Source organism: Marinomonas rhizomae, assembly GCF_003315485.1.
GTDB lineage: Bacteria > Pseudomonadota > Gammaproteobacteria > Pseudomonadales > Marinomonadaceae > Marinomonas > Marinomonas rhizomae.
Window position 1 is genome coordinate 1 of sequence record NZ_QNSE01000019.1, and the last position, 12,831, is coordinate 12,831.

Consider the following 12,831-nt stretch of genomic DNA (forward strand, 5'->3'; position numbering starts at 1 on the left):
CCACCTGATCCCATCCCGAACTCAGAAGTGAAAAGCGCCATCGCCGATGGTAGTGTGGGAGATCCCATGTGAGAGTAGGTCGTCGTCAAGCTTTATATTAAGAGAAACCCCACCCTACTGAGTAGGGTGGGGTTTTTTCGTCTAAGAGAGCTAACTACCCTTCCCTCGTGTGGGGCTCTTTATCAAAGACACGCATGTGAGAGTGACGTTGTTATCAAGCTTTACATTAAGAGAAACCCCACATGACAATGTCATGTGGGTTTTTTTCGTTTAAGAGAGCTAACAATCCTTCCCACGTGTGGGGCTCTTTATCAAAGACACGTATGTGAGAGTGACGCAAGGGGATAAGCATAGGTCGTCGTCAAGCTTTAAATATAAGAGCCCTGATAGGTTATCCTGTCAGGGCTTTCTTACGTCGGTAGAAAATGAAAGCTGTTAAATCACATCCTCAGAAATCCCCACACACAACACGATCCCAACCAGCGACGCCTTGCGTCACTGATGTCGTCTGCGGCTGACGCTGCTTAGGATCATACCGTCCCAAGAAGTGTGTCTAGCTGGTGCTTCAATAAGCGACCCTCTTTCGTTTAATTTATTTTGTTCCAATCAAAAAGCAAACGAAATAAACAAAAGAGGGGCTATAAATACTTTAAAACTAAACCCAACTCAAATATAAGCAGTAGTTGATTAGCTAACCACGGAGCCTGACATTTTAAACAAGCTCATGGAAATAGCGCCCAATAGTTTGCATCGTATTTATTCGGCAAAGCTTTCTAAAATTCATCTCCTGTATCGAGTCGGGTCTCGATGGATTCTTGCTTTTGAAAAGATGATAAAAGATGTTTTCTCAATAGATTTGTCGCTGGCTTGGTTGTTGTATGTGAAGCTTTGTTAATAGAAAGTGACAAGATGTGTTAAAAAATTGTGTGGATAAGCTCTGTTTTTATACACAAAAATGTATGGTCTGCCTCGTTATTGCCAATGATATTTTCGATAAAGAGGTTGATTTGCGCTAATGTATTCGGAGTCGTTATTAGGCTTCGCCCCGCTCCACGATGAGATCCGCGTTAGATTGTCCTCAAAAAGCCCAGTTTGAAGCTGGGCTCTTGTGTCTAGTTGCTGTTTCTTTAACGTGTGTTGTCAGCGAGTTCGCTAAGTAGTGCGCGCTGGGCACTGCGATATTCGCCTTTTCGAGGCTTGGACAATTGATACGAACCATCACTTTGAAGTATCCAGCTTTGAGTGTTATCTGTCAGATAATACTCAAGTTCCTTTTTTACCCGGCGAGTTTGTTTATAGTCTTGAAGAGGGAAGGCTACTTCAATACGATTATTTAAGTTCCTGTCCATTCCATCAGCGCTTGAAAGGTAAACTTGTGGGTTACGGTTGTTATAGAAGTAATACACACGAGTATGCTCGAGGAATCTACCAATTACACTTCGTACTCGAATGTTAGATGATATGCCTTTTATGCCCGGACGCAATGTACAGATACCGCGAACAATTAAGTCTATTTTTACTCCGGCTTGAGATGCCTTATAGAGTGATTGAACGAGCCTTTGCTCTGTTAATGAGTTCACTTTAATGATGATACGAGAAGGGTCGCCTTTTAGCGCGTTTTCGGCTTCTCGATTGATCATGTCCAGTAAGCGGTCACGAAGGGTGAATGGAGCATGTAGCAGCTTTTTCACCTTTAACTCTTTGCTCATACCTGTAAGTTGTTGGAAAACGCGATGGACATCATCACCAATCTCTTTATTGCAGGTCATAAAGCTATAATCAGTGTAAAGTCGAGCATTACCAGCGTGGTAGTTACCTGTACCGAGGTGAACATAGCGAGTCAGGTTAGCACCTTCTCTACGCACGATTAGAATCATTTTTGCGTGGGTTTTGTGACGAACCACACCATAAACAACAATGGCACCTGCGTCCTGCAAGCGGCTTGCCAAGGCCAAGTTTTCTGCTTCATCGAAACGCGCACGTAGCTCGATAACGACAGTGACTTCTTTGCCATTCCGAGCTGCTTCAACTAATGCGTTTGCAATCGGTGAGCGTGAACCTGTTCTGTAAAGTGTTTGACGAATAGCGACAACACTGGGATCTTTTGCAGCCTCGCTTAATAAATCGATAACAGGCGAAAAGCTTTCAAATGGATGCATCAGCAGATAATCGCGCTGACGAATAGCTTCGAATAACCCTCCAGAGCTTGCCAGTTTTCTAGGTAAGCCTGGTGAGAAAGGAGGGTACATTAAGTCTGGGCGGTCAACCAGCTCTAGTACAGCCATGAGTCGGCTAAGATTCACCGGACCATCAATGCGATACAAATCTTGTTGTTCTAGGTCAAATTGTTTGAGTAAAGAATCAACGATATGAAGAGGGCAGTTTTCGGCAATTTCTAATCGAACCGAACTGCCGTAATGACGGCTTTGTAATTCTGTGCGTAATGCACCAGCCAAATCGACTCCAATATCATCGGAGTCTACTTCTAAATCCGCATTACGAGTAAGACGGAATTGGAAACAACCTTTGACGGTCATGCCGGGAAATAACTGATCTGCATGCGCATGAATGATAGAGGAAAGGAAGACAAGGTTATCCCCGCCTTCACACACTTCATCTGGTAGTTTAACCAAGCGAGGTAGTGAGCTTGGTGCTGGAACAATGGCAAGGCCATTCTCACGCCCAAAAGCATCACGACCTTCCAACTCAACAACAAAGTTAAATGTTTTGTTTGCTAGTCTTGGAAATGGATGAGCTGGATCGAGACCAATTGGACTGATGATAGGCAGTACATTGTCACGAAAATAGCGTTTTACCCAAGCGGCTTGTTTTTCATTCCACACAGTGCGACGAATAAATTTAACATTCTCATTTGCCAGTTTAGGCAAAATAATATCGTTAAGAATACGGTACTGACGGCGTACTAGCTTATGAGCGTGTTCGCTAATTAAGCCAAGCACTTTTTTAGGGTGCATACCATCAGGGCCATTTTTCTCACGGCTATACTCGAGTTGGCTTTTAAGACCAGCAACGCGGATTTCGAAAAATTCGTCCATGTTTGAGCTAAAGATGCATAGAAACATCAATCTATTGAAGATCGGATGGTTTTCATCCATGGCTTGTTCAAGAACGCGTGCGTTAAATTGTAAGTGGCTTAACTCACGGTTGAAGTAAAGCTCAGGATCAGCCAGATCGATCTCTTCAGGTAAGCGTTCTTCAATGGCTACCTTATTAGGATCTTGTGGCTGTTCCGGAATGGGCTCTAAAACAAGCTCTGCATCCAATTCTAACGGAGGGCTAGGAATTGGCTCTTTTTTATTTATTTCGTTCACCGACTGCTCAGACATGCGCTTTGATTCTCTCTAAATACCGTTTTATAGTGTTGTTGGTATCATTGTTCCTTTACCTACATTTGTAGGAATATACTAACAAATTACACCAACGCAGCCTGCTGGTCACCGATTCTGTGTGTTTATTTGTACTAAAAATCGTTAGCTTTTAGATTTCAGCAGGCGTGCTGCATCTTTTGCAAAGTAAGTCAGGATGCCATCTGCACCAGCGCGTTTGAACACTAGGAGAGATTCCATTATTACCGTATCTTTATCTAGCCAGCCATTTTGAAAGGCGGCCATGTGCATTGCGTACTCTCCGCTTACTTGGTAGGCAAACGTTGGTACTTCAAGTTCTGTTTTTACTCTACGTACAATGTCTAAATAAGGCATGCCTGGTTTTACCATGACCATATCAGCCCCTTCCTCTATATCTAGCATCACTTCGCGGATGGCTTCGTTAGAGTTAGCTGGATCTATTTGGTAGGTGAATTTGTTACCTTTACCAAGGTTGCCGCTTGAGCCAATTGCGTCACGGAACGGACCGTAATAAGCCGATGCGTATTTGGCTGCATAGGCCATGATTAAAGTGTTAATGAAACCTTCAGCTTCAAGTTCGTCACGAATTTCACCAATTCTGCCATCCATCATGTCGGATGGTGCAACAATATCCGCTCCTGCTTGGGCATGTGATAGGGCTTGTTTTACGAGAGTATCGACAGTAATGTCATTCAGAACGTAGCCTGAATCATCAATGATGCCATCTTGACCGTGTGTGGTATAAGGATCTAGCGCGACATCTGTTAATACGCCAAGCTCCGGGAACGCTTCTTTTAAGGCGCGAACGGCTCGTTGGATTAAGCCATTTGGATTATAGGCTTCTTCGGCGTGAAGTGATTTTTTGTCAGCTTCGATGTAGGGAAACAAAGCAATGGTAGGAATGCCCAGCTCAACTAATTCTTCAGCTTCTTTTAACAGTATGTCGATGGAAACACGATTAATATTTGGCATGGAGGAAATGGCTTCACGCACATTATCGCCTTCAAGAACAAACATCGGGTAGATTAAATCATCTGCAGTAAGGTTATGTTCGCGCATCAGGCGGCGAGAAAAATCATTTTTACGCATGCGACGCATACGAGTGTATGGAAATGTCATCCAATATCTCTCCTTTTCGCTGTGTATGAATGTACTTTAGTATTGTTACAATAATAAGTCAGTGCTAGAAGAAAAGCTTTGTGTTAAGGCAAAACTTTACGGATTTCTAGCACTTAGTCTTTGTTTATCCGTTCTTTTTTTGTTTGAACTTAGCTAATCTGCGCTTCCGCTTCTTCAAGCTCTTCTTGCGCTTCGAACCAAGCCTCTTCACTTTCCGTTTGAGCTTTTTTCCATTTCGCCTCGTCACTTAGTAAGCTTTGTAATTTGTCTTTTTGAGCGGCTTCATAAAGGCTAGAGTCGGCCATTGCCTCAGCAATGCGATCAAGCTGTTCTTGTGCCGCTTGAACGGCCTTTTCATACTTCTCGATTTTCTTATGAAGCGGGCGTAGTTTTACGCGCATTTCAGCGGCTTTACGTCGTTCTTCTTTGCGGTCTATTTTGTCTATTTTATCTCCTGCTAGATCGCTTTTTTCAAGTTGAGTAGCGTTTGCTTGTCTAGCTTGTAACCATGCATGATAAGTTGGTAAATCACCATCAAATGCGTTGATTTGATGGTCTGCAACGAGATAGAACTCATCGACGGTACTATTAAGAAGGTGCCGATCGTGGGATACCAGCAGGATGGAGCCTGGAAACTCCTGTAAGGCTTCTGTTAATGCTTGGCGCATTTCGATGTCCAGATGGTTAGTCGGCTCATCGAGTACTAATAAGTTTGGTTTGGTCCAAGAAATTAAGGATAAAGCCAAACGTGCTTTTTCACCGCCTGAAAAGCCTTTTACCGCACGTAGTGCATCATCTCCAATAAACCCAAAGCCACCTAGGTAACGACGAATATCGCTTTCAAGTACTTTTGGGGTGAGCCGTTGAATATGCAGTAGCGGAGAGGCTTCTAAGTCGAGAGCGCTAAGTTGATGTTGTGAGAAATAGCCAATTTGTAGGTTTTCTCCCAAGATACGATCGCCTGCTAGAATGCCAATTTCGCCAACAATGGATTTTATTAGAGTCGACTTCCCTGCGCCATTAGGGCCAAGTAAACCAATACGTTGTCCATCTCGAAGGGCGAAGTTGGTATTGCCAAGCTGAACGATTTTTTCGCCAGATTCAGATGTGTAGCCCAAATCAGCTTGAGATAAATTAACCAAGAGTTGTGATGTTTTCTCAGCAACAGGGATCGAAAATTCAAATTGGGAATCGATATGCGCAGGCCCGATGACTTCCATTTTTTCGAGCATTTTCAGACGGCTCTGTGCTTGTTTAGCTTTGTCTGCTTTATAACGGAAGCGATCTACATATTGTTGCAGGTGAGCGCGTTTCTCTTGTTGTTTTTCGTAATTAGCTTGCTGTTGTGCCAAGTGTTCGGCGCGCTGACGTTCGTAATCTGAGTAGTTGCCTTTATAAAGCACTAACTTTTTCTGATAGAGATGAACAATATGGCTACAAATGCCATCTAAGAAGTCCCTATCATGAGAAATTAATAATAAGGTGCCGGGATATTGGCGTAGCCAGTTTTCCAGCCACATGACAGCATCTAAATCCAAGTGGTTGGTTGGTTCGTCAAGCAAGAGTACGTCAGAAGGGCACATTAGGGCTTTGGCAAGGTTGAGGCGAATTCGCCAGCCGCCAGAGAAATCAGACACAGGTCTTTGCATGTCTGTCATTTTGAAGCCGAGTCCCTGGAGAAGTGTTTCGCCTCTTGATTGTGCTGTATAGCCATGAGCATTTTCATACTCACCTAACCAGTTGGCATGGGCGTGATCGTCGCCGTTGGCTTGTGCTTTGGCAATATTGTTCTCTATCTCTCTGAGCCTATCGTCGCCATCTAGGCAATAGTCTAAAGCGCTGCGCTGTGTTTCCTCCACTTCCTGCGCCATAAACGCAATACGGCGTTGCCCCGGAAGTATAACTTCGCCAGTGTCTGCGTGTAGTTCGCCTTTGATCATGGCGAATAAAGAGGATTTGCCTGCACCATTGGCACCAATGAGACCGACTTTTTGACCTTCGAAAATGGTGAGGTCGGTTTCTTCAAGTAGAAACTGAGTGCCGCGTTGTAAACTAACTTCAGTAAATTGGATCATAAAAACTAGGAATCTCTTATCTCTATTTAATGAGAAGTGATGTTGGTCGTTTCAATAGAAGTACAATGTAAAGCATTTTAGAGTGCTGCTAGCTTAAACGAAATAGCCAGCGTGCATATTCCCAATACATATCCCCAGTTAATGACGGTTTTAAAGTGGATGATTGATCCGCTCAAGGGTAAAATGGCGACAATATTTATTTGAACTTTTTTAGTTAGGCTTTTTAGCCTGGACAAGGTGTGCTTTGTGAATAATGTAACCATCAATGAAATCCAGCGTTTTTCCTTTGATAATAGTAACGTTCGTGGTGAACGAGTGTTGTTGAATGACGCTTACCAAGAAATTATTAAACGTAAGGATTATCCGCTAGCACTAGAAAAACTCCTTGGTGAGTTTGTCGCAGCCATTGCGTTGTTAAGAGACATTATCAAAATTGATGGAGTCTTATCGATTCAAGCAAAGGGTAATGGCTTTTTGTCTACCTTGATGACCGAGTGTGATGAGCAGCAAAATCTTCGCGGAATTGCTCAATGGGATGATAGTCAAGAAGTGCCGGAAGTTATCTCTTTAAAAGAGGCACTGAAAGGTGGTTATTTGGCCATTACTATTCAGCCTCGTAATGGGCAACGTTACCAAGGGGTTGTCGAAATCATTGGCGATACTTTGTCAGAATGCCTTGAACAGTACTTTTCTCAGTCAGAGCAGTTACCAAGCCGAGTTTGGTTAGCTGCTAATGGTGCACAGTGTGGTGGGCTGTTTTTACAGCGTTTGCCAGAAGAGCAAGCGAAAGAAGGCGATAAAGATGCTTGGGAGCGTTTGACTCATCTTGCTTCAACGGTTAAAGAAGATGAATTACTTAGTCTTGAAACAGGAGAATTGCTCCATCGCTTATACCATGAAGAAGAGGTTCGTCTTTACGATATTAAGGCAATGCAATTTGGTTGTTCATGCTCGCGGCAGCGTACTCTAGATGCTGTTATGTCACTAGGTACTGAAGAGATACGTGAGACTCTAATTGAACAAGGTAGTGTGAGAGTCGATTGCCAGTTCTGCGCCGAGAAGTATGAATTTACCGAAGACGATTTGGCGGATCTATTGGGAGATCAAGCGAAAACGCATTAATGTAAAATGCTCAAAGGTTAAAATGTGGCGTGATTTACAAGGTCGCGCCACGAAATAATACCAATGACATGGTCTTCGTCGTCGGTTACGGGCAGACAAGAAATATCGACTCGTTTTAACCAGGCGACAATATCTTCTATAGGGGTTTCTGCTTTAACGGCAATCGGTTGTCGGGTCATTACTTGATGAGCTGCTCGATTTAGCGTATCTAAGTCTCTAGGTTGTTCAGAAGCGCTATCTATAAAAGGACTGATTAGGCGTAGCAGATCCCTATCTGAAATGATGCCAACTAGTTTATCTTTTTCAATAACAGGTAAATGATGGAAGCCATTGTCTTCCATCATTTTTTTGACAACAGGTAATCGTTCATCCATTGCGACACAGATGACATTCTTCACCATAATATCTTGTGCTTTCATAGCCATACTCCCCAGTACATAAAATATAGAATTTAGTATATTTATACTGAACATTATTTTTTAAATATAGCAGCAAAATCGAAGCATGTTTTTTCTTAATGTTGCTAACATCGTCTTTCTTGCCGCTAAAGTCAATTAAATGACTGATATCGTGAAATTTGAATTGTGAATATATCTACATTCTTATACTAAGGTCTCAAGACATTACTTTTAAAATCCGTATAATTGACTTACACCTGCTCAGAATCCCTTATTAAGCTGATTTTCTATGTACTTTCGGCATACGAGCAAAGGCGTTCTGAAGAGAGGGTGGAGAAAGTAAAGCCGTGTATTCTGATATATCGCGGCTGGCCAAAAGCTCCTTTTCTGCATCACTCTCAAATTCACAATTGGCTATGACACGGCGAAATCATATGACCTCAAATTCTGTAGACGTTTTACTAGTCGGGGGCGGTGCTATGAGCACTACCCTAGGAGTGTTACTAAAGCAATTGGATCCTAGCATGACCATGTTGATGGTTGAGCGTTTAGGGAGTGTTGCAAAGGAAAGTACCGATGGCTGGAATAATGCTGGTACAGGCCATGCGGCATACTGCGAACTTAACTATACCTCTGAAAATACGGACGGCTCTGTCAATATAGATAAAGCGGTCACTATTAATGCTGCCTTTGAAATCAGTCTTCAGTTTTGGTCCTACCTTGTAAAACAGGGTTTGATGCCAGCGCCTCAAGAGTTTATTCATCGCGTACCGCATCAAAGTTTTGTATGGGGACAGCGTAACGTTGACATGTTAAAAGCACGTCATGCAGCAATGAGTGCACATCCTGCCTTTAAAGAAATGCAATTCACGGAAGATCGTGAAAAAATGAGAGAATGGATGCCTCTTATTATGAACAACCGTGATGACAGTGAACCGCTTGCTGCCACACGAATAGAACATGGTACCGATGTGAATTTTGGTGCTATTGCTCGTAATATGAGCAAACATTTAGAAGGCTTGGATAACTTCGAGTTAAGTCTAAATTGCGAAGTTAAAGATTTACAAAAACGATCTGATGGCCGCTGGGACGTTGAGGTTGAGCAAAATGGCGCGCGTAAAACCATTGATGCTAAATTTGTCTTTTTGGGCGCTGGTGGCGGTGCTTTGCCTTTATTACAGAAGGCAGAAGTAGAAGAAGGTAAAGGCTTTGGAGGCTTCCCTGTTAGCGGTCAATGGCTAGTATGTGAAAAGCCAGAGTTGGTGGAGCAACATTTCGCTAAAGTGTATGGTGCTGCACCGATTGGTGCGCCACCTATGTCTGTTCCCCACTTAGATACGCGAATCATCGACGGTAAAAAAGCCATTTTGTTTGGTCCATTTGCTGGTTTTACGACGAAGTTTCTAAAAACAGGTTCATTTTTTGATTTGCCGAAGAGCGTTCGTTTTAGCAACATCAAACCAATGCTAAGTGTTGGTAAAAATAACATGGATCTAACTCGTTATTTAATCAGTGAAGTTATGCAGTCTCATAAAGACCGTTGTAATTCTTTACGCCAGTTTTTCCCTGATGCTAAAGATGCAGATTGGGAACTTGCATACGCTGGGCAACGTGTTCAGATCATTAAGAAAGATGATAAGTTGGGCGGTAAGCTAGAATTCGGAACCGAAGCAATTACTACCGAAGATGGCTCTTTGGCTGCTTTATTGGGCGCTTCTCCTGGTGCTTCAACCACAGTGAATACCATGATTGGTATTCTTGAGCGTTGTTTCCATGAACGTGTAGCATCGCCAGAGTGGCAAGCTAAAATGAAAGAAATGGTACCTTCTTACGGTGAATCGCTGGTGAAGAATACCGACTTACTTCTTTCTATTCGAGCGAACACGTTAGAGACTCTAAAATTAAAGCCATAACGCCATTTGCGTGATGGAATAAGTTTTAAAAGCTGGGCGCTCCCCAGCTTTTTTGTATATTAAATTCATATATTGTGAGATTGAATATGGCAATAACCTTTGCTGAGCGCGCCGATCAGTTGTGTGACAGATTACGAGACATGGAGCATCATGCAGAAGAGGGCGATCAGTTATTTTACTGTGCTTATCTGTTAGGGCTTTTGGGCTTACATAGTAGTGTGGAAGGAGAAGGGCGAGATGAATTCGATCATGCTTTCACAGAAATATTGCAAGACACTCTGGAAGCGGAAGGTGTCACAGATGGTGACCAAGAGAGTATTAAAGTGTTGTGGGAGTCAGTCCGTTTAGCTGCTTAACTTTTAATTGAACACAACTAAATAAAAAAGGGAGCGCAGTGCATACTTGGAGCTCCCTTTTTAGCAATCACGTCTAGGTAATTACAGCCTGATTCATCTTCATTATTGATATTAGAGGGCAGGTTTATCTGGATGCGGAGCATAAGCAAAAACGTCAGAAAAGCAGTTTTCTTTGCTAAGGCCTTTTAGCTCCAATTGATCAAGTGTGCCATATACCATGCCAACTGAACCGCTGATAAAGGCAGCGCTTTTACTCAGATCTGGGTGATCTGCTAGCACCGCTTCGTATAACCATCCGCTTCGCCCATGCCACCCGTCGCCTTTTTCGTTCACTATAACGTCTAATGTAAAAGATGTGTATTTGTGAGCTTCTGCTAACCAGTCTTGAGCAAAGACATCTTCTGGTGTTCTTAATCCCCAGTAAAATGAAACATGGCCAGTAAAATTATGTTCAACTAAATGGCTATACAGACTTTTTATTTGAGCAAACCCCGTTCCACCAGCAATCAATAAGATGTTTTCTGGATTTGAGTCTAGAACGCCATTTGCAATATGACAGTCGCCGCCAGGAGCTTTGATTGTAATACTATGGTTGGATTTAATGTGCTCAACCACTTTGCTCGCAAGAGATGTAGAATCTGAAACGAGCACATACAACGTCAAATAAGGTAGTTCATGTGGTGCGCTTCCGATGGAGTAAGGAACCTGTTCTCCAGTTGGTAGTGCTACCATTAGATATTGACCTGCTTCAAATATTAGATCGTCTACCTTTAGGGTAATTTGATAGACATTTTCGTTGAGGAGCTCAACAGCATTTACCGTCGCGGTAATCTCTTTCATTTAAACTACTCCAATATATATCGCGCTCACTTTAGTGTAGTGGCGGTGGAATTAAGTTGCTCATTCAAGTAAAAAAAAGCCACTTCAGGAAGTGGCTTTTTTACCGCAGACTTCTTGCTGCAGAAATATCTACTTATTTATTTTTGCCTTTCATTGACTCAAAGAACTCATCATTGGTCTGAGTCACTTTTAGACGGTCAATCAAGAATTCTGTCGCCGCTACGTCTTCCATAGGGTTCAATAGCTTGCGAAGAATCCACATGCGTTGTAGCTCATCTTCAGATGTAAGCAAGTCTTCACGACGAGTACCTGAACGGCGAATGTTGATCGCAGGGAAGGTTCGTTTCTCTGCAATTTTACGGTCTAGATGTAATTCTGAGTTACCAGTACCTTTGAATTCTTCAAAGATAACTTCATCCATTTTTGAGCCAGTATCAACAAGCGCTGTTGCAATAATAGTTAAGCTACCGCCTTCCTCGATATTACGTGCAGCACCAAAGAAGCGTTTTGGACGTTCTAGTGCGTTTGCATCCACACCACCAGTTAATACTTTGCCTGATGAAGGAATAACTGTGTTGTAGGCACGAGCTAAACGTGTGATGGAATCCAATAGGATTACAACGTCACGTTTGTGTTCAACTAAGCGTTTTGCTTTTTCGATCACCATTTCTGCCACTTGCACGTGGCGAGCTGGTGGCTCATCAAACGTAGAGGCAACCACTTCTCCGCGAACGGTACGAGACATTTCGGTTACTTCTTCAGGGCGCTCGTCAATCAGCAACACGATTAAATGACATTCAGGGTTGTTACGAGTGATGGCATTGGCAATGTTCTGCAACATGAAGGTTTTACCCGCTTTTGGCGGAGAAACGACCAATGCACGCTGACCTTTACCCATTGGGGCAACAAGATCAATAATGCGAGATGTAACGTCTTCGGTAGAGCCGTTGCCAGCTTCCATCAATAAACGTTCATCAGGAAATAAAGGCGTTAAGTTTTCAAAAAGAATTTTATTACGAACACTTTCTGGCTTATCAAAGTTGATTTCGTTTACTTTTAGTAGAGCAAAGTAACGCTCGCCATCTTTAGGTGGACGAATTTTTCCGGCAATAGTATCGCCAGTTCGTAGATTGAAGCGTCTGATTTGGCTTGGTGATACATAAATGTCGTCCGGGCCTGCTAAGTATGAGCAGTCAGGTGAACGAAGGAAGCCAAAGCCATCTTGAAGAATCTCTAAGATACCGTCGCCATAAATGTCTTCCCCACCTTTTGCATGACGCTTTAGGATTGAGAAAATAACATCTTGCTTGCGGGAACGAGCCATATTGTCTAGGCCCATTTCTGCTGCGATTTCTAAAAGTTCGTGTACTGATTTCTGTTTTAAGTCGGTAAGGTTCATAAACGGGTTTTGTATTAGCTCATTTGAGGAAAATTGACGGAATTAGAGTTAATCAACTAGTAACAATAATTTGTGTCTGGAAGTATTTTACAATGTATCAGCTACTCGGCATTAAAAACAAAGAACAAGACGGTTAGATGTTGTTCTAGTTTAGACAAGCCCGGATAGGGCAAAGCCAATACAGCGCGAAACAATTTGATTGGGATCTAAATGTGATCTGATTGCTGATTTATCACTATCA

The 12,831-nt window shown here is 42.7% G+C and carries 9 protein-coding genes and 1 rRNA gene; 4 read left to right on the plus strand and 6 right to left on the minus strand.

Translation table 11 applies throughout. The features are described 5' to 3' along the window. Window positions 1-91: ribosomal RNA gene (rrf, locus tag DFP80_RS19035) — 5S ribosomal RNA — on the plus strand; the annotation flags it as partial. A 1,036-nt stretch (window positions 92-1,127) separates the two neighbouring features. Here the strand turns inward: rrf and ppk1 are convergent. From ppk1 to DFP80_RS19050, 3 genes are all read right to left on the minus strand, one after another. Further along, window positions 1,128-3,347 (minus strand): polyphosphate kinase 1, encoded by a 2,220-nt coding sequence (gene ppk1 / locus DFP80_RS19040; RefSeq protein ID WP_113918374.1) that lies wholly within the window; start codon window positions 3,345-3,347, stop codon window positions 1,128-1,130. A 144-nt stretch (window positions 3,348-3,491) separates the two neighbouring features. Next, window positions 3,492-4,487 carry a porphobilinogen synthase gene (gene hemB, locus DFP80_RS19045; RefSeq protein ID WP_113918375.1) on the minus strand — a complete coding sequence of 332 codons (996 nt, stop codon included), beginning with the start codon at window positions 4,485-4,487 and terminating at the stop codon, window positions 3,492-3,494. A 149-nt stretch (window positions 4,488-4,636) separates the two neighbouring features. Then, the gene (locus DFP80_RS19050) at window positions 4,637-6,562 is read right to left on the minus strand and encodes an ABC-F family ATP-binding cassette domain-containing protein (protein ID WP_113918376.1); all 1,926 of its coding nucleotides are present in this window, start codon (window positions 6,560-6,562) and stop codon (window positions 4,637-4,639) included. Window positions 6,563-6,808: 246 nt separating this feature from the next. Between DFP80_RS19050 and hslO the strand changes: the two genes are divergently transcribed. Further along, the gene (hslO, locus tag DFP80_RS19055) at window positions 6,809-7,684 is read left to right on the plus strand and encodes an Hsp33 family molecular chaperone HslO (protein WP_113918377.1); all 876 of its coding nucleotides are present in this window, start codon (window positions 6,809-6,811) and stop codon (window positions 7,682-7,684) included. A gap of 17 nt (window positions 7,685-7,701) precedes the next feature. On the opposite strand, the gene DFP80_RS19060 is transcribed toward hslO, so the two are convergent. Then, window positions 7,702-8,103 carry a CBS domain-containing protein gene (locus DFP80_RS19060; protein ID WP_113918378.1) on the minus strand — a complete coding sequence of 134 codons (402 nt, stop codon included), beginning with the start codon at window positions 8,101-8,103 and terminating at the stop codon, window positions 7,702-7,704. Between the two features lie 347 nt (window positions 8,104-8,450). On the opposite strand from DFP80_RS19060, the gene mqo reads away from it, so the two are divergent. After that, window positions 8,451-9,995: a malate dehydrogenase (quinone) gene (gene mqo / locus DFP80_RS19065; RefSeq protein WP_373962367.1), complete on the plus strand. Its 1,545-nt coding sequence runs from the start codon at window positions 8,451-8,453 to the stop codon at window positions 9,993-9,995. A gap of 86 nt (window positions 9,996-10,081) precedes the next feature. Further along, complete coding sequence (locus tag DFP80_RS19070; protein ID WP_113918379.1) at window positions 10,082-10,351, plus strand: YfcL family protein; 270 nt, start codon at window positions 10,082-10,084, stop codon at window positions 10,349-10,351. Between the two features lie 111 nt (window positions 10,352-10,462). Here DFP80_RS19070 and DFP80_RS19075 read toward each other — a convergent pair whose 3' ends face one another. Both DFP80_RS19075 and rho read right to left on the minus strand, forming a co-directional pair. Then, window positions 10,463-11,191 carry an NAD(P)H-flavin reductase gene (locus tag DFP80_RS19075; RefSeq protein WP_113918380.1) on the minus strand — a complete coding sequence of 243 codons (729 nt, stop codon included), beginning with the start codon at window positions 11,189-11,191 and terminating at the stop codon, window positions 10,463-10,465. Between the two features lie 133 nt (window positions 11,192-11,324). Continuing rightward, entirely contained in the window at window positions 11,325-12,590 is a 1,266-nt protein-coding gene (gene rho, locus DFP80_RS19080; RefSeq protein WP_113918381.1) for a transcription termination factor Rho, read from the minus strand. Window positions 12,591-12,831 lie beyond the last annotated feature (241 nt).

Coding starts and splice junctions, on each gene's coding strand:
- ppk1 (WP_113918374.1), bottom strand. CDS start 3,347: ATGTCTGAGCAGTCGGTGAACGAAATAAATAAAAAAGAGCCAATTCCT.
- hemB (WP_113918375.1), bottom strand. CDS start 4,487: ATGACATTTCCATACACTCGTATGCGTCGCATGCGTAAAAATGATTTT.
- DFP80_RS19050 (WP_113918376.1), bottom strand. CDS start 6,562: ATGATCCAATTTACTGAAGTTAGTTTACAACGCGGCACTCAGTTTCTA.
- DFP80_RS19060 (WP_113918378.1), bottom strand. CDS start 8,103: ATGAAAGCACAAGATATTATGGTGAAGAATGTCATCTGTGTCGCAATG.
- DFP80_RS19070 (WP_113918379.1), top strand. CDS start 10,082: ATGGCAATAACCTTTGCTGAGCGCGCCGATCAGTTGTGTGACAGATTA.
- DFP80_RS19075 (WP_113918380.1), bottom strand. CDS start 11,191: ATGAAAGAGATTACCGCGACGGTAAATGCTGTTGAGCTCCTCAACGAA.
- rho (WP_113918381.1), bottom strand. CDS start 12,590: ATGAACCTTACCGACTTAAAACAGAAATCAGTACACGAACTTTTAGAA.